The sequence below is a fragment of the Mammaliicoccus lentus genome, from assembly GCF_947036595.1.
Taxonomy (GTDB): Bacteria; Bacillota; Bacilli; order Staphylococcales; family Staphylococcaceae; genus Mammaliicoccus; species Mammaliicoccus lentus.
This window is the reverse complement of the sequence record NZ_OX344834.1, coordinates 1,494,115-1,510,708: the sequence shown is the minus strand read 5'-3', so window position 1 is coordinate 1,510,708 and position 16,594 is coordinate 1,494,115. Positions and strand designations below refer to the sequence as shown.

The following is a 16,594-nucleotide window of genomic DNA, read 5'->3' as shown; positions in this document are numbered from 1 at the left end:
ATTTTTAATGCCATTTATAAATGGAAAAGATATGATTAATCATGCATACCAAAATGGGTATGGGGTAGGAGCATTTAGTGCACATAACGCTGAAACTATTTTAGGAATTTTAGAAGCTGCTGAAGAAGAGCAATCACCTGTTATGATACAAGTTGGACAAAAAGTTATACAAACTTTAGGAATGGAAGCTATGAAAAATTTAATAGATATTTATGAAAAGCAATTTACAATCCCTATATCTATTCATTTAGATCACAGTAGAACTTTTGACCAAACTATGCAAGCTATTCAGTTAGGATTTCAATCAGTAATGTTTGATGGTTCTGCCCTAGATATTGATGAAAACACTGATATAACTAGAACTGTAGCAAAAATTGCAAAATCACTCAATATAGGTTCTGAGGGTGAGATAGGTAAAATAGGGGGAACAGAAGACGATATTTCTATAGATGAGAAAGATGCATTAATTACAAATGTAAATGAAGCACTAACTTTTGTAGAAGCGACTGATGTAGATTATCTAGCAATCTCAATAGGAACAGCGCATGGTTTATATAAGCAAACTCCAAGTATAAGATTTGAACGTTTAAATGAAATATCAAGTGCAGTTCAAAGACCGATTGTTTTACATGGGGGTTCTGACGTACCAGATGAACAAGTAAAAAAAGCTATTAGCTTAGGTATCTCAAAAATCAATGTGGATACAGAACTACGCCAAGCTTTTACAAAAGGTATTCAAAATGTTTTGGAAACAAATCCAGATGAAATAGTACTAGCAAATTCATTAGGTTCTGGTAAGGAATTTTTAAAAATGAAAGTACAAGAAAAAATTAAAGTGTTTGGTAGTCAAGGAAAAGCAAAGGAATTTTTATAAAATTAAAGGTAATGACCTTATATCATGAGAGGATGACGTTATTATGAATAAAAGTATTTTGAAAAGTAGTTACGGTCTTTTAATTGGTGGAAAATGGTTAGAAAAAGATAAGAAAATGTCAGTATTTAATAAGTATTCACAAGAAGAAATTTCAAAAATTTCTGTAGCCGAGAAAAGTGATGTAGAAGATAGTGTTAAATATGCAAAAGAAGCTTTAAAAAAGCCATTTTCTCCATATGATCGCTTTATGATACTAAAAAAAGCTTCTGAAATTTTAATACAAAGAAAAAATGAAGTTGCTAGCATTTTGGTTAAAGAAGTTGGTAAACCAATTAATGAAGCGATTGGAGAAGTGGAGCGAGCTGCTCTAACACTTGAGGTATCTGCTGAAGAATCTAAACGTATAAATGGGGAAGCTATACCTATTGAATCAGCTCCGGGATCAGAGAATAGAAAAGCTTTAACTATTAAGAAACCAGTCGGTGTGATTGCTGCAATAACACCTTTTAATGTGCCTTTAAATTTAGTTTGTCACAAAGTGGGACCTGGTATTGCGTCAGGCAATAGTATTATATTAAAGCCTGCAGCTGAAACATCACTTTCAGCATTAGTTTTAGCTGAAATTTTTGAAGAAGCAGGATTACCTTCTGGACGATTAAATGTATTAACAGGAAAAGGTTCAGAAATCGGTAGTTATTTAACATCAAATGATGATATTAATATGTTTACTTTTACAGGAAGCCCTGAAGTAGGAAAAATGTTAAGTAAAGAAACAGGTATCAAAAAAGTATCCTTAGAATTAGGCAATAATTCAGCTACAATTGTTCATAATGATGCAAATATAAAAGAAAGCGCTATTGAAATTGCAAAAAAAAGCTTCAATAATGCAGGTCAAGTTTGTATTTCTGTACAACGTGTTTTTGTGCACGAGAAAGTTTACAATGAATTTCTTAATAACATGGTGGAAGCGACTGATAATTTAAAGATTGGGGATCCTTCTGATAAAACGACTGATATTGGTCCTATGATCGGAGAAGGTGAAACAATTCGTGTAGAAAATTGGGTAAATGAAGCAATTAGTGAGGGAGCAAAGGTACAAATTGGTGGTAAACGTAAAGGTGTATTTTATCACCCAACTATATTAACGAATATAAATCGAGATATGAAAGTTTGTAAAAATGAAGTATTTGGTCCCGTAGTAGCTATAGAGAAATATAATGATGAAAATGAAGTAATAGATAAGGTAAATGATTCAGAATATGGATTACAAGTAGGTCTATTCACTAATAATTTGGAGTTTGTTCTAAATGCAATGGACAATATAGAAGTGGGTGGTTTAATAATAAACGATACTTCTGGGTATAGAGTGGATCATATGCCGTATGGTGGCGTTAAAAATAGTGGTAATAGCAAAGAAGGTCCTAAATATGCTATTGAAGAAATGACAGAAGAAAAATTAATAGTTTTTAAATAACTTAAAATAAAAGGGCATCTTTTTGCCCTTTTATTTTAAAATTTATATGAAATGAATAAGCTAAATAAGGTGATTAAATGTTTGTTTTATCAGTTATGTTACCAATTTTTTTAGTGTTTTTAGTAGGTTATATTGGACAAATATTTTTAAAATTAAATACCGCAATTATATCTAAAATGGCTATATATATGCTTGTTCCTTTTTTAGTTTTTCGCACATTTTATACTAATCGTATAGATAGTTCCTTTTTTTATTCTATAATTTTTTTGTTATTGTTATGTTTTATAAGTATTATAATAATAAGTGTTTTTTCAAAATTAGCAAATTATTCTGAAACACAGAGGTGCGGATTAATTTTATCTAGTGCTTTCATGAACAATGGTAATTATGGGACGCCTTTGATACTATTTTTATTTGGTAAAACAGGCTTGCAAGTAGCTATAGTACTTATGGTGTTGCAACAGTTAATTATGAGTACATTAGGGGTGTATTATGCAGCAAAAGGTAGCTCTTTTAATATGAAAAGTGTAGAAGCTTTTAGACAAGTGCTGTATATGCCTATGATTTATGGTGCATTATTAGGTATATTTTTCAATTATTTACATATACCTCTTGGTACTTTATCAAAAGGAATAGATTTCATTGCTGATTCAGCAATACCTGTAGTGATGTTATCTTTAGGTATGCAATTAGCTAATTTAACTATAAAAAGAGTTAATTGGAAGTCAATTTCTTTTAGTGTCATTTTGAGGTTATTAATTTCACCAATAATTGCATTTTTAATTGTATCTCAATTTCCAATTGATGACTTAACTAAAAAGATCATGATTATTATAGCAGCTACGCCAACAGCTGCAAATACTACTATGTACGCCATTCAATTTCAAGTAGAAGAAGATAACGTGTCTGCATCTACATTAATATCAACTATATTAAGTTTAATTACCATACCATTAGTCATTTATGTAGTTTTGTAATCAATAAACACAGATATTCATATTAAGAATATGATCTTCTAGTTATTAGTTTACATAATATATATTATAGGAAGTTACGTATATTGTGATTAGGGGACCCTTTTCTATTCGTTTAACGACATACTTATATGTTTAACGTTGTTATATTTATCTATGCTATATAAATCTGGATTTTTTAATGCTTTCCATTCTTCAAATCCAATCTCGTGATTAAAATGATTTAATAGCAATGTCAATATATTACCGTGTGTAACGATTAAGCTGTTATATGATTGATTAATGGATTCATATACGCTTAAAATTCTTTTTTGAGCTTCTGAACTTGATTCGCCATTATGTATATGATATTCAAAGTCTTCAAATGTGTATTTAAGCTCATTTAACCAATTATCTAATGATATGTCGCTTAATTGACGTTCATTGAGCCTTGAATCTGTAATAACATTTACTTGATATTTACTTATATATGGTTTGATTGTTTCATATGTACGCTTCATATTACTAATGTATATTTGATCAATATTAAGGTTTGCTAATACTTGTACTAATTGTTCTGCACATAATTGGCCATCTTCAGTTAAATTTGCATGTTTATCTTGACCGATAGCTTTGCAATGTCTAAGTATGTATATCATTATGATTCTCCTTAAAATTTAATATTAAGCTACAATAACATAAACATAATATAAAACACCAATGAGTTTAAATCGTAATTATTCCGATTAACTCATTGGTGTTTCTCTTATTTATGATTTTCTACATATATATTAATAGCTTCATGCATAAATTGTGCTAATCCATCACCAAATCGGTTTATATTTTTAGTAAAACGTTCGTCAGCTACATACATTTCACCTAAACCTTTAAATATTTCTAATGAATACTCATAATTGATGTTATCATTTAAGAAATCATACCAATTTTGAATAAGTTGTTGTGCTTCTTTTGATGCTGGTGATTTTTCTTTATCATTAACTGAAGCTAGTTCTCTAAATATAGTATTCATTTCATCTTCTTTTTCGAATCTTTCTTGCTTAGGCATATTTGCTAATTGTTCATTAGCTTTATCAACTGTCTTTTCTCCCCACTTTTCTTTAGCTTCTTGTTCATAAAGATTTTGACTAAAATCAAAACCTTCGAATCTTTCTTCTTTTGTCATATTAATCTCTCCTTTTAAATGTAGATTTGTTTTATCAATGGTTTCTATCATTTTGTCTATACGCAATCTTTTTTCTAAAAGCATTTCTTTGTGTAACCTTAATGCTTCTTTGGTATCGAATGATGGATCATTGAGAATTTCTTTTATTTTTTTGAGAGGAAAATCTAGTTCTTTAAAAAATAGAATTTGCTGTAATTTTTCGAGACTTTTATCGTTATATAACCTGTACCCAGCTTCAGTTGTATTATCTGGTTTTAATAAGTTTATTGAGTCGTAATGATGGAGCGTGCGCACGCTTATTCCTACTAAATCTGCAACTTCTTTTACAGTCATTTCCATTCTTCTGACCTCCTCCTACTTATTACTATAAAGTCTAACGTAACGTAAGGGTCAACAACAAATATTAAAAAATATTATTTTTGGTCATATAGATAATGTTATAGTTGATATACTATAGAAATAAGAAAAATTGAATCAGATAGGAGCATTATTATGAGTCACAACATAAAATTTGATTTAAAGCTAGAAACTGATCGTTTATTTTTACTAGCTGGAGAACGTGTTTATACATATAAAGATACTATTAAACAAGGCATGCTTAATTCAGTTGATCGCTTAAAAGAATGGGTTTCCTTTTTTAATCATAATTTTGACGATTTTAAAGTTACAGATTTTATTAATAAAACTACTGATATAAACTTAAATAAACAATTTTTAAGATATTTTATTTTCGATAAAGAAACTGAAACTTTCGTTGGATCAATCGTTTTACAAGATATTAATTTAAGATTACCCTCATGTGAAATTGGCTATTGGATGGTTAATTCTGGTTTAGGAAAAGGATTTGCTACTGAAGCTATAAAATATGTTACAAAATATTTAGTTGAAGAACATGGCTTTGTTAGAATTGAAGCTTATATAGATGTTCAAAACACTAAAAGTATAGAAACTATCGAGCGTTGTGGATATGAATTAGAAGGAACATTAAAGAATTCAGATTTAAGTTCAGATGGTAGTAAGCTAATAAATGAAGTATTATATGCTGTAGCTACACCAGTTTATTTTAAATAATAAAATAAAACATCGACTTGAAATGTAAATTCAGGTCGATGTTTTATTCTATATTATGTTGTTTATCATTATTTTTCTCGTCTTTTTAATTTTTCAAATTGATGCCCGCTATCTATACCTTCTTTTTCGCTTAACTTTTCTAGTCTTCTTTGTCTATTCTTTTTGACTAAATACCATGTTAAAAGACTGAAGCATAAACTAATAATGGCCATAAAGGCAGCGTAACCTAATAATGGTTCGTATGTAATATCATAAAAATTAGGTAAGATAAAAGCAATAATGCCTAATATTATAAATGTTAATATTGCGCTAATAACATATTTTTTTAATATTAATGAAGACAATATTGAGAAAACGACGACAATCACAAATGATATCCATAAGTAATTTGGGAAATCAAATATATTCAAACTATTACGCCTCCTTTACAACTATATCTCATATTATACCCGATTATTAATATATTAATTAAGTTTTGCAGTATTTTTATAAAAATAATTGAATTTAACAAATGTTTTATAACCTAGCAAATTTGTACTCTAAAATGATTAATATTATAATGAAAATGAGCAATTATGTGAACATTGCAAATATTTTAAAAAGGGATGAGACAATGGGACAAAAATTACGTAGTGAAATACCTATTAACGAAACATGGGACTTATCGAGTTTATACGAAAATAACAACGCTTTTTATTCAACGTTAACTGACTTAGTTCAAAGAGTGACTGATTTTAATGAAAAATATCTCAATCAATTAAAGGATGTATCGACTATTGAATCAGCTTTACATGAACAAGCTGATCTTATTATTGATGTAATACATTTAAGTACATATGCAGAACTATTGTATTCTACTGATACGACTGACGCTGATAGTCAAAAAGTAGCAGCACAATTTTCTACTACATACGGGAAGATTGCAGGTTTATTATCATTTTTAGAATCGGAAATCTTACAATTAGAAGAGGAAACATTTAATGCTTTAATTAAACAATCAGAATACCCTAAATATTTATCATTACTAAAACGACAAAAACCACATACGTTACATCCTGAAGTTGAAAAAACTTTAGCGACGTTCTCACCTACTTTTAGTGCACCGTTTGAATTGTATGGAATTACGAAAATGTTAGATATTGAGTTTGGTACGTTTGAAGCAAATAACGAAGAAATTGCATTAGATTATGTATCATTCGAAGGAGATTTTGAAGTTCACTCAAATACTGAAGTGAGAAGAAATGCGTTTAAGAAATTCAGCGAAGCATTGCGTCGCTATGAAAATACGACTGCTGCAACATACAACGCTCATGTTCAAAAAGAAAAAATAGAATCCGAACTTCGTGGATATGATTCTGTTATAGATTTCTTGCTTGAACCTCAAGATGTTACGAGAGAAATGTACGATAGACAAATAGATGTGATTTCTGAAGAATTAGCACCACATATGAGACGTTATGCTAAATTGCTAAAGCGAACAAATAATTTAGATGAAATACGTTTTGAAGATTTAAGAATTCCGCTAGATCCAACTTATGAACCTGATGTATCAATTGAAGGATCAAAAGAATATATTAAAGATGCATTAAGTGTGCTTGGCGATGATTATATGCAAATGGTAAATGATAGTTATGACAAACGCTGGATTGATTTTCCTCAAAATAAAGGTAAACAAACAGGTGCTTATTGTGCGAGCCCATATGGCGTAAATCCATTTATATTCATTTCATGGACAAGTAAAATGACTGAAGTATTTGTATTAGCCCACGAATTAGGTCATGCTGGTCATTTTAATTTAGCGAATAAATATCAAAATGTATACCAAGCTGACTGTTCTATGTATTTTGTGGAAGCACCATCTACAATGAATGAAATGTTAATGGCAAATAGCTTATTAAAAAAATCTAATGATCCAAAATTCAAACGTTGGGTGATAAGTTCAATTATTTCAAGAACTTATTATCATAATATGGTTACGCACTTATTAGAAGCTAAGTACCAAAGAGAAGTTTATAGAAAAGTAGACGAAGGTGAAGCGTTAACTGCCCCACTGCTTAATGAAATTAAAAAGAAAGTTATTTCAGATTTTTGGGGTGACGAAGTCGAAATAACTGACGGTGCTGAATTAACTTGGATGCGCCAACCTCATTATTATATGGGATTATACCCATATACTTACTCTGCTGGATTAACAATTGGTACAGTAATGAGTCAAAGAATAGAAAATGAAGGACAACCTGCTGTTGATGATTGGTTAAATGTATTGAAATCAGGTGGTTCAAAATCTCCAGTTGAATTAGCAGAGTTAGCTGGAATTGATGTTACTACAGATAAGCCGTTAAAAGAAACAATAGCTTATATCGGTAGTTTGATTGACGAATTAGAAACATTAACAGATGAAATTGAATAATTAAATAAAGGTTCTTTTCGTCATGAATGGCGAAAAGAACCTTTATTGTTAGTGCTCTTAATGACTATTCTTATTAAACGTGTCAACAACGCTGGTCTTATTGACTATTCTTAGCAATCGTGTCAATAACGTTATCCTTATTGCCTTTTCTTGCAAAACGTGTCAATAACGCTACCCTTGTTGACTATTCTTACCAAACGTGTCAATAACGCTTGCTACTACCATTAACATTCATTCCAAAAATATAAAAGCCGTGGCCCAACTTTTGCGTTAGGTCACGGCTTTTAAATATACTTAGCTCTTTTAAAGCAATATACGAGATTATGCTTCGTCTTGTTTAACTTGAGCCCAGCCTTTTGTAGTAATCGCAATTTTACCTGTTTCAATAACGATAAGTTTTTGTTTATACAATCTACCTATTGCGCGTTTGAAACTTGCTTTACTCATATTAAATACTTCTTTGATTGCTTCTGGGTCGGATTTATCCCAGAAAGGTAGTTCTCCATCATATTCAACTAGTAAATCAAAAATAATTTGTCCGTCTTCATCAAGACGTTCATGTGCTAATGGTAAGAATGAACCATTTAACTCGCCATTTTCTTTAACGCCAATAATTCTAACGTCCATTTCTTCGCCTAACCTAGGTTCATGTCTACGTTCAGATTCATGTACGAATATTTTGTATCCGTCTTCTGAAAGTAAAAATGTTCCTACTCTTAACAAGCGGTATGGTCTAGCTGTAACATGTTGATGTAAAACTGTTTCTTCCGCAGCTTTATACATAGTATCAACAATTGTTTCAGTCGCTAATCTTGCGAACATTTGACTATTGCTATCTATTCTTAGCGTACAAAAAATCATGTCGCCATTTTGTGGCCAAAGTTCTTTAACTTTTGGAAGGTCTTCCCAAGGGATTAATACTTCTCTAGGTAGACCAACATCAACTGCTGCGCCATCTCTATCTACTCTTAAAACTTTTACCCAATCGTAACGGTCTTTTGTAATTGTTGGCATATTTTGTGTGGCAAATAATTCGCCAGAACGGCTTGGATATACAAAGAAACTATAATCTTCGCCTATTTCTAAATCGTCTTCATTATCTACTTCAGATGCATTCATTTTAATATGTTCGCTGTTAGGTCCAAGTAAATGGTACGTTGAACCTTCCAATCTATCCACTTTTAAAAAGTCTATTCGACCTACAAGTGTATCTTTTTCTTGTGCCATATCATTCTCCATTCTTATCTTATTAGTTTCTACATTATAACATGCATTTTGTTTCATGTAACGACAGTTCATTCTCTTGTCCTTTTTTGTTAGATATATGGTATAATTCATCGATAGAAGTATTAATGAAAAGGAGTCATTTAATGTTACAAGTCACTAATGTAAGTTTACGATTTGGTGATCGTAAACTATTCGAAGATGTAAATATTAAGTTCACACCAGGCAACTGTTACGGACTTATTGGGGCTAATGGCGCTGGAAAATCAACATTTTTAAAAGTGTTATCTGGAGAATTAGACTCACAATCAGGTAACGTTTCATTAGGTAAAGATGAACGTTTAGCTGTATTAAAGCAAGATCACTTTTCTCATGAAGATGAAAAAGTAATTGACGTGGTATTAAAAGGTCACGAAAAATTATGGAAAGTTATGAAAGAAAAAAATGACATTTACATGAAGCCAGACTTCTCTGATGAAGATGGTATGCGTGCTGCTGAACTTGAAGGCGAATTTGCTGAGATGAACGGTTGGAACGCTGAAGCGGATGCTTCTGTATTACTTTCAGGTTTAGGTATTAAAGACGACCTACATGATAAACAAATGTCTGAATTAGAAAATAACCAAAAAGTTAAAGTATTATTAGCTCAAAGTTTATTTGGTGAGCCAGATGTTCTATTACTGGACGAGCCTACAAACGGTTTAGATATTCAAGCAATCGCTTGGTTAGAAGAATTCTTAATAAACTTTGAAAATACAGTAATCGTTGTGTCTCATGATAGACACTTCTTAAACAACGTATGTACACACATCGCTGATTTAGATTACGGAAAAATTAAATTATTTGTTGGTAACTATGATTTCTGGTATCAATCAAGTCAACTAGCTGCACAAATGGCTCAAGATCAAAACAAGAAAAAAGAAGAACGCATTAAAGAATTGCAAGACTTTATTGCTCGATTTAGTGCGAACGCATCTAAATCTAAACAAGCAACAAGTCGTAAGAAGATGTTAGATAAAATCGAATTAGATGATATTCAACCTTCTTCAAGACGTTACCCATTTGTTAACTTTAATATTGGTCGTGAAATCGGTAACGACTTATTACAAGTTCAAGGTGTTTCAAAAACAATTGATGGTAATAAAGTTTTAAATAATGTTTCATTCACTATGAATCCTAATGATAAAGCTGTATTAATAGGAGAAAGTGAAATCGCTAAAACTACCCTACTTCGTATTTTAGCTGGTGAGATTGAACCAGATGAAGGTACAGTTAAATGGGGCGTTACGACTTCTCGTTCTTATTTACCTAAAGATAACTCAGAATTCTTTGACGGTGTAAATATGAATTTAGTTGATTGGTTAAGACAATATGCACCACCAGAAGAACAAACTGAAACATTCTTAAGAGGTTTCTTAGGACGTATGCTATTTAGTGGTGAAGAAGTTAAGAAAAAAGCAGACGTACTTTCAGGTGGAGAAAAAGTTAGATGTATGTTGAGTAAGATGATGTTATCAAATTCTAACGTACTATTATTAGACGAACCTACTAACCACTTAGACTTAGAAAGTATCACAGCTGTGAACGACGGTCTGAAGAACTTCAAAGGTTCATTAATCTTTACTTCATATGACTTTGAATTTATTAACACAATTGCTAATAGAGTTATTGATATTAAAGAAGATGGCGTAATTTCTAAAGAAATTAGCTATGAAGAATATCTAAAAGATCAAGGTATATATAGCTAATATATGCTGAGATTATACGAACAGGCTGAGACATTTATATGTCCCAGCCTGTTTTTTTGTTATATAAGTGCGAGTAGCTTACTGTTTATAATGAATTAGAAGAGAATGTCCCCTCTAACGTGCAAGAAATATAAGACAAGCTCGTTACATTTTCTAACGAGCTAGTGGTAATAAACAAGCACGTTAGCGCTATAAAAAGCTTTGATTTTTATTAATTGCCATTAAATTTTGTGCGAAATCAACGGCTAACGTGCAAGAAACTTAAGATAAGCCTGTTACATTTTCTAATGAGCTAGTGGTAATAAACAAGCACGTTAGCGCTATAAAAAGCTTTGATTTTTTTAATTGTCATTAAATTTTGTGCGAAATCAACGGCTAACGTGCAAGAAACTTCAGACAAGCCCGTTACATTTTCTAATGAGCTAGTGGTAGTAAACAAGCCTGTTAGCGTGATGTTCCCTACGATTTTGTAAAGTGCTGACGCCTGAGGGAATATTATGAGTGGGAGACTACAGGCTCGAACCATACCTTAGGCAAGCATGCACGAACAAAATCGTAGATTATTTATTTTGAGTTATAATTTATCTCCCAACCCATTCTTTGTTTCTGCATTAATTTACCCATTTTATTCATTTTAAATTTGTTGAATTGTTGTGACTTTTTGAAATAATCTGTTTTCTCTCTTTACATAAATATTCTTTCTATGTATAATGAATGCATATCAATTGAATATGTTTTTGATGAGGCGCATCAATCATTAGTAACTCCCCTATAGGACTGCAATCTTCAAGGAGTGAAAGGGTGCGATGCCGAAACATAATATTTTTGCAGAACTATTATGTTGGACGTATAGGTTAACAGCTTATTGTCTGTCATTATCTTAATGATAAATGGAGTGCATCACTTGTATATATAAATTAAAACAAGTTCGGATGCCGAACTTGTTTTTTTATTTATATTACGGCGTTGACCTCCCGATTTTAATTGGAGGAATAATCTTGACACAAAGTGTATTGAAATTTGGCGGAACATCCGTAAGTGATTTTAACAAAATTAAAAATATAGCCTATATGTTAAAATCTCGCGTTGATAATGGCGAACAACTAGTAGTTGTTGTAAGTGCTATGGGCAAAACGACTGATACTTTAATGCAAAATATTGATACGTTAACATCGCAGCCTAAAGATGAACATTTAGCAATGTTGTTAACTACAGGTGAACAACAAACAATATCTTACCTTTCAATGGTGTTGAATGATATAGGTGTTCAAACGAAGGCGATGACGGGGTATCAAGCTGGTATTAAAACAATTGGTCATCATTTAAAGAGTAAAATAGCTGAAATTGATGCTCCTAGGTTTGAAGAAGCTTTTAAAACAAACGATATTCTAGTAGTAGCTGGCTTCCAAGGTGTTAATGATGAAATGGAAATCACTACTTTAGGACGCGGTGGTTCAGATACAAGCGCTGTAGCAATAGCATCAAGTATAAATTCCACTTGTGAAATATACACTGATGTTGATGGTGTTTATGGAACAGATCCCAGAATTTATAAAGATGCAAAATTACTTTCTGAAGTTTCTTATGAAGAAATGATGGAAATGAGTGCTTTAGGAGCTGGTGTATTAGAATCAAGGAGTGTTGAAATAGCTAGAAATTACAACATACCTCTTTATTTAGGTAGAACATTATCAAACGTGAAAGGAACATGGATTATGCCACAAACAGAAATTTTAGAGAAAAAAGCAGTCACTGGAGTCGCGTTAGATACGCATATGATTCATGTAACATTAACGTATCCAATGCAAAACTTTAAATTACTGCAAAAAATGTTTGATTCTTTAGAACACGAGTCAATGAATGTAGATATGATTTCACAAATTGAAAATCAGAGAGGTCTACAATTGTCATTTACAATAAAAGATTCTGAAGTACAACAAATTGAAAGAATTATAGAAGATTTAATGCTAGATTACCCTCACCTTCGCTACATAATGAAAGAAAATTATGCAAAGCTATCCGTAATTGGAACTGGCATGAGAGACATGTCTGGTATTGCTTCTAAAGCATTCAGAACTTTAATTAGTAACGACATACCTTTTTATCAAACAACAACATCAGAAATTAGTATTTCTTATGTCGTTGATCGAGATTTAGGTGAAGAAGCAGTACGTATTTTGTGTGAAACATTTAATATATAATGAATGATGGAGTGAACAAAATGACAAAATTAGCAGTTGTAGGTGCAACAGGTTTAGTAGGAGAAAAAGTATTAGAAGTATTAGACAGAAAGAATATCCAATTTGATGAATTAGTATTATTTTCATCACCACGTTCAGCAGGTAAAGAAGTAGAATTCCAAGGTAAAACATACACTGTTGAAGCTTTAACAGACGATAAAACAGATGGACAATTTGATTATGTCATCATGAGTGCTGGTGGCAGCACGAGTGAACATTTTGCTCCACTTTTTGAAGAGAATGGCGCAATTGTTATAGATAATTCTAGTCACTGGAGAATGCACGAAGGTATCGATTTAATCGTTCCTGAAGTAAACGAACCAAAATTAAATCGAAAAATTATTGCAAATCCAAACTGTTCTACAATTCAATCTGTAGTTCCTCTGAAACCTTTACAAGATAAGTTCGGCCTTAAGCGTGTAGCTTATACTACTTATCAAGCTGTATCAGGTTCAGGTTTAGCTGGTAAAGAAGACTTATTAAAAGGAGAACAAGGTGAAGAACCAACTAACTACCCTCACCCAATCTATAATAATGTCTTACCACATATCGATTCATTTTTAGAAGATGGTTATACAAAAGAAGAACAAAAAATGATCGACGAAACACGTAAAATCTTAAACGATAACACTTTAAATGTTACAGCAACTTGTGTTCGTGTTCCTGTACAAGACAGCCATAGCGTGCATATGAACGTAACATTAGATAAAGAAGCTACAGTTGAAGATATTAAAAAATTATTCGATGAAGATGACAGAGTTGTACTCGTTGATAATGTAGAAAATAATGAATATCCATTAGCAATTCATTCTACGGGTAAAGATGAAGTATTCGTAGGAAGAATTAGAAAGGATGAATCATTAGATAACACATTCCATATTTGGTGTACTTCTGATAATTTATTAAAAGGCGCAAGTTTAAATGCAGTACAAGTTTTAGAACAAGTTATGAATTTAAATAAATAAAAAAATTGAGGAGTGTTAAGTATGTCACATATATTTACAGGTGTAGGTGTTGCGTTAACGACACCATTCACAGAAGAGAATGTAGACTACGAAGCATTTGAAAACCATATAGAATTTTTAATTGAAAACGGTGTACAAAGTATCGTGATTAACGGTACTACTGCAGAAAATCCAACTTTAACAAACGATGAAAAAAATCAATTATTAGAAATAGGTATAAAAAAAGTAAATGGTCGTGTGCCGGTTATAGCAGGTACAGGTACTAACAACACACAAGCTTCTATTGAAGCATCATTGAAAGCAAAAGAATTAGGTGCAGATGCAATTATGCTTATCACACCATATTATAATAAAACAAGCCAACGTGGTTTAATCGCCCACTTTACTAAAATTGCAAACACAGTTGAATTGCCAGTAGTTCTATATAATGTACCTTCTAGAACAAATATGACAATTGACGTAGAAACAATGATTAAATTAAGTGAAAATCCGTATATTGTAGCATTAAAAGATGCTACTGGAGATTTAGAATATGCACAAACATTAAAAGAGAAATTACCTTCTGATTTTGCTTTATACAGTGGTAATGACGATAATATGTATGACTATTACAAGCTTGGCGGAGAAGGATTAATTTCAGTTGTGGCAAATGCAATACCACAAGAAACTCAAAAATTATTCGACCTTGTTCAAAAAGATGATACGAAAACTGCTGAAAACTTAAGAGATCAAATTCTAAGTTTACTTAATGATTTAGGTGTAGATGTTAACCCTATTCCTATTAAGTTATTAACAAGTGAACTAGGTTTCGGTCAGTATGAAGTAAGGTTACCTTTAGTAACATTAAATGAAGAAGAACAACAAACATTAAGCAAAGCATTTGCTAACTTTAAAGATGGTGTAAAACAATGAAAATTTTATTAATTGGTTATGGCGCAATGAACGAACGCGTAGCAAGACTAGCAGAAGAAAATAATAATGAAATTGTAGGCGTGGTTGTTAAAGATCCTTCTAAACAATATCCCTACCCTGCCTTTGATACAATTTCATCGGCACCTGAAGCGGATGTAGCAATCGATTTTTCTAACCCAGAATTATTAATTCCGCTATTAGAAGAAGACTTTAAACTACCATTAGTTATTGCGACTACAGGTGAAAAAGAAATAATCATTGAAAAGTTAAAAGAAAAATCTAAAGATATGCCGGTATTCTTCAGTGCAAACATGAGTTATGGTGTGCATATTCTAAAAGAAATTATTCAATATGCTGTACCATTACTTGAAGACTTTGATATTGAAATGTTGGAAAAACATCATAATAAAAAAGTGGATGCACCAAGTGGTACGTTAGTACAACTATATGATGCTATTAAAGAAAAGCGTGAAGAAACTGTTCCGGTTTACAATAGACATGAAACTAACACGAAGCGTGAACCTTCTGAAATTGGAATTAGTTCTCAACGTGGTGGTACAATAGTTGGAGAGCACCAAGTATTGTTTGCTGGCCATGATGAAACGATTGAAATTACGCATCGTGCACAGTCTAAGGATATATTTGCCAACGGTGCTCTAAGTGTGGCAAATATATTAGTAAATAAAGAAAACGGATATTACACATACAATAATTTAAATGAGGAGAGAATTTAACATGGTTAAAGATTTTACTGCAGAAGAGATTATACAATATATTAGTGAGGCTGAGAAGGTAACACCTTTAAAAGTCTACGTTAACGGTCAATTTGAAAATGTTGAGTTCCCTGAGTCATTTAAAGTTTTTGGTTCAGAAACATCTAAAACAATTTTCTGTGATGCTAAAGATTGGAAAGCATTTAATGAAAAATATGCAGATCAATTTACAGATGTCGAAATAGAAATGGATCGTCGCAATTCAGCGATACCATTAAAAGATTTAACAAATACAAATGCTCGTATTGAGCCTGGTGCTTTCATTAGAGAACATGCAGTTATTGAAGATGGCGCTGTTGTAATGATGGGCGCTACAATTAACATTGGCGCTGTTGTTGGCGAAGGTACAATGGTTGATATGAACGCTTCACTTGGAGGTCGTGCTACTACAGGTAAAAATGTGCACGTTGGCGCAGGTGCAGTATTAGCGGGCGTTATTGAGCCACCTAGTGCTTCTCCAGTAGTTGTTGAAGACGATGTACTAATCGGAGCTAATGCAGTAATACTTGAAGGTGTTCGCATTGGTAAAGGTGCTATCGTTGCTGCTGGTGCAATTGTAACGAAAGATGTTCCAGAAGGGGCAGTTGTTGCTGGTACCCCTGCTAAAGTTATTAAACAATCAGCAGATGTACAAGATGGTAAAAAAGAAATCGTATCTGCTTTACGTAACTTAAACCAATAACTCAGCCTAAATTATTAGATTGGCAATATATCTAGTTTGAAATAGATTATATTAAAATTTTCAATACTATTTATATTTGCTTGGG

15 protein-coding genes and 1 riboswitch are annotated in these 16,594 nt (G+C 31.9%); of the genes, 11 read left to right on the top strand and 4 right to left on the bottom strand.

From position 1 onward, the window contains the following. Nucleotides 1–7: 7 nt before the first annotated feature. The 3 genes from ACNMOQ_RS07495 (at nucleotide 8) to ACNMOQ_RS07485 (ending at nucleotide 3,325) form a co-directional block, all read left to right on the top strand. A complete protein-coding gene (locus tag ACNMOQ_RS07495; protein WP_308864830.1) occupies nucleotides 8–874 on the top strand; it encodes a class II fructose-bisphosphate aldolase in 867 nt (288 codons plus the stop codon). Between the two features lie 43 nt (nucleotides 875–917). Continuing rightward, a complete protein-coding gene (locus tag ACNMOQ_RS07490; RefSeq protein ID WP_416349636.1) occupies nucleotides 918–2,348 on the top strand; it encodes an aldehyde dehydrogenase family protein in 1,431 nt (476 codons plus the stop codon). A gap of 77 nt (nucleotides 2,349–2,425) precedes the next feature. After that, nucleotides 2,426–3,325 carry an AEC family transporter gene (locus ACNMOQ_RS07485; protein ID WP_416349635.1) on the top strand — a complete coding sequence of 300 codons (900 nt, stop codon included), beginning with the start codon at nucleotides 2,426–2,428 and terminating at the stop codon, nucleotides 3,323–3,325. 104 nt (nucleotides 3,326–3,429) lie between these two features. Here ACNMOQ_RS07485 and ACNMOQ_RS07480 read toward each other — a convergent pair whose 3' ends face one another. Then, nucleotides 3,430–3,960 carry a histidine phosphatase family protein gene (locus ACNMOQ_RS07480; RefSeq protein ID WP_416349634.1) on the bottom strand — a complete coding sequence of 177 codons (531 nt, stop codon included), beginning with the start codon at nucleotides 3,958–3,960 and terminating at the stop codon, nucleotides 3,430–3,432. A 107-nt stretch (nucleotides 3,961–4,067) separates the two neighbouring features. After that, entirely contained in the window at nucleotides 4,068–4,823 is a 756-nt protein-coding gene (locus tag ACNMOQ_RS07475; RefSeq protein WP_416349633.1) for a MerR family transcriptional regulator, read from the bottom strand. 153 nt (nucleotides 4,824–4,976) lie between these two features. Between ACNMOQ_RS07475 and ACNMOQ_RS07470 the strand changes: the two genes are divergently transcribed. Continuing rightward, nucleotides 4,977–5,555, top strand: coding sequence for a GNAT family N-acetyltransferase (locus ACNMOQ_RS07470; protein WP_017000591.1), 579 nt, complete (start codon nucleotides 4,977–4,979; stop codon nucleotides 5,553–5,555). Between the two features lie 68 nt (nucleotides 5,556–5,623). Here ACNMOQ_RS07470 and ACNMOQ_RS07465 read toward each other — a convergent pair whose 3' ends face one another. Beyond that, nucleotides 5,624–5,965 (bottom strand): hypothetical protein, encoded by a 342-nt coding sequence (locus tag ACNMOQ_RS07465; protein ID WP_017000590.1) that lies wholly within the window; start codon nucleotides 5,963–5,965, stop codon nucleotides 5,624–5,626. Nucleotides 5,966–6,168: 203 nt separating this feature from the next. Here ACNMOQ_RS07465 and pepF point away from each other — a divergent pair, with 203 nt between their 5' ends. Continuing rightward, nucleotides 6,169–7,965, top strand: a complete 1,797-nt coding sequence (gene pepF, locus ACNMOQ_RS07460) for an oligoendopeptidase F (RefSeq protein WP_135032493.1) — start codon at nucleotides 6,169–6,171, stop codon at nucleotides 7,963–7,965. Between the two features lie 321 nt (nucleotides 7,966–8,286). Here pepF and ACNMOQ_RS07455 read toward each other — a convergent pair whose 3' ends face one another. After that, on the bottom strand, nucleotides 8,287–9,192 hold the full coding sequence (locus ACNMOQ_RS07455; protein ID WP_064205259.1) for a CvfB family protein: 906 nt from the start codon (nucleotides 9,190–9,192) through the stop codon (nucleotides 8,287–8,289). Between the two features lie 143 nt (nucleotides 9,193–9,335). Between ACNMOQ_RS07455 and ACNMOQ_RS07450 the strand changes: the two genes are divergently transcribed. From ACNMOQ_RS07450 to dapD, 6 genes are all read left to right on the top strand, one after another. Further along, nucleotides 9,336–10,937, top strand: a complete 1,602-nt coding sequence (locus ACNMOQ_RS07450; RefSeq protein WP_416349632.1) for an ABC-F family ATP-binding cassette domain-containing protein — start codon at nucleotides 9,336–9,338, stop codon at nucleotides 10,935–10,937. Nucleotides 10,938–11,669: 732 nt separating this feature from the next. Continuing rightward, nucleotides 11,670–11,846, top strand: a riboswitch (Lysine riboswitch). Nucleotides 11,847–11,935: 89 nt separating this feature from the next. Continuing rightward, complete coding sequence (locus tag ACNMOQ_RS07445) at nucleotides 11,936–13,138, top strand: aspartate kinase (protein WP_016999773.1); 1,203 nt, start codon at nucleotides 11,936–11,938, stop codon at nucleotides 13,136–13,138. A gap of 20 nt (nucleotides 13,139–13,158) precedes the next feature. Continuing rightward, nucleotides 13,159–14,142, top strand: a complete 984-nt coding sequence (locus ACNMOQ_RS07440; RefSeq protein WP_016999774.1) for an aspartate-semialdehyde dehydrogenase — start codon at nucleotides 13,159–13,161, stop codon at nucleotides 14,140–14,142. A 21-nt stretch (nucleotides 14,143–14,163) separates the two neighbouring features. Continuing rightward, nucleotides 14,164–15,054, top strand: a complete 891-nt coding sequence (gene dapA / locus ACNMOQ_RS07435) for a 4-hydroxy-tetrahydrodipicolinate synthase (protein ID WP_416349631.1) — start codon at nucleotides 14,164–14,166, stop codon at nucleotides 15,052–15,054. Then, a complete protein-coding gene (gene dapB, locus ACNMOQ_RS07430; protein WP_016999776.1) occupies nucleotides 15,051–15,788 on the top strand; it encodes a 4-hydroxy-tetrahydrodipicolinate reductase in 738 nt (245 codons plus the stop codon). Before dapA ends, dapB begins: the two co-directional genes overlap by 4 nt. Before the next feature lies 1 nt (nucleotide 15,789). Next, nucleotides 15,790–16,509, top strand: a complete 720-nt coding sequence (gene dapD / locus ACNMOQ_RS07425) for a 2,3,4,5-tetrahydropyridine-2,6-dicarboxylate N-acetyltransferase (protein ID WP_064205142.1) — start codon at nucleotides 15,790–15,792, stop codon at nucleotides 16,507–16,509. Nucleotides 16,510–16,594: the final 85 nt, after the last annotated feature.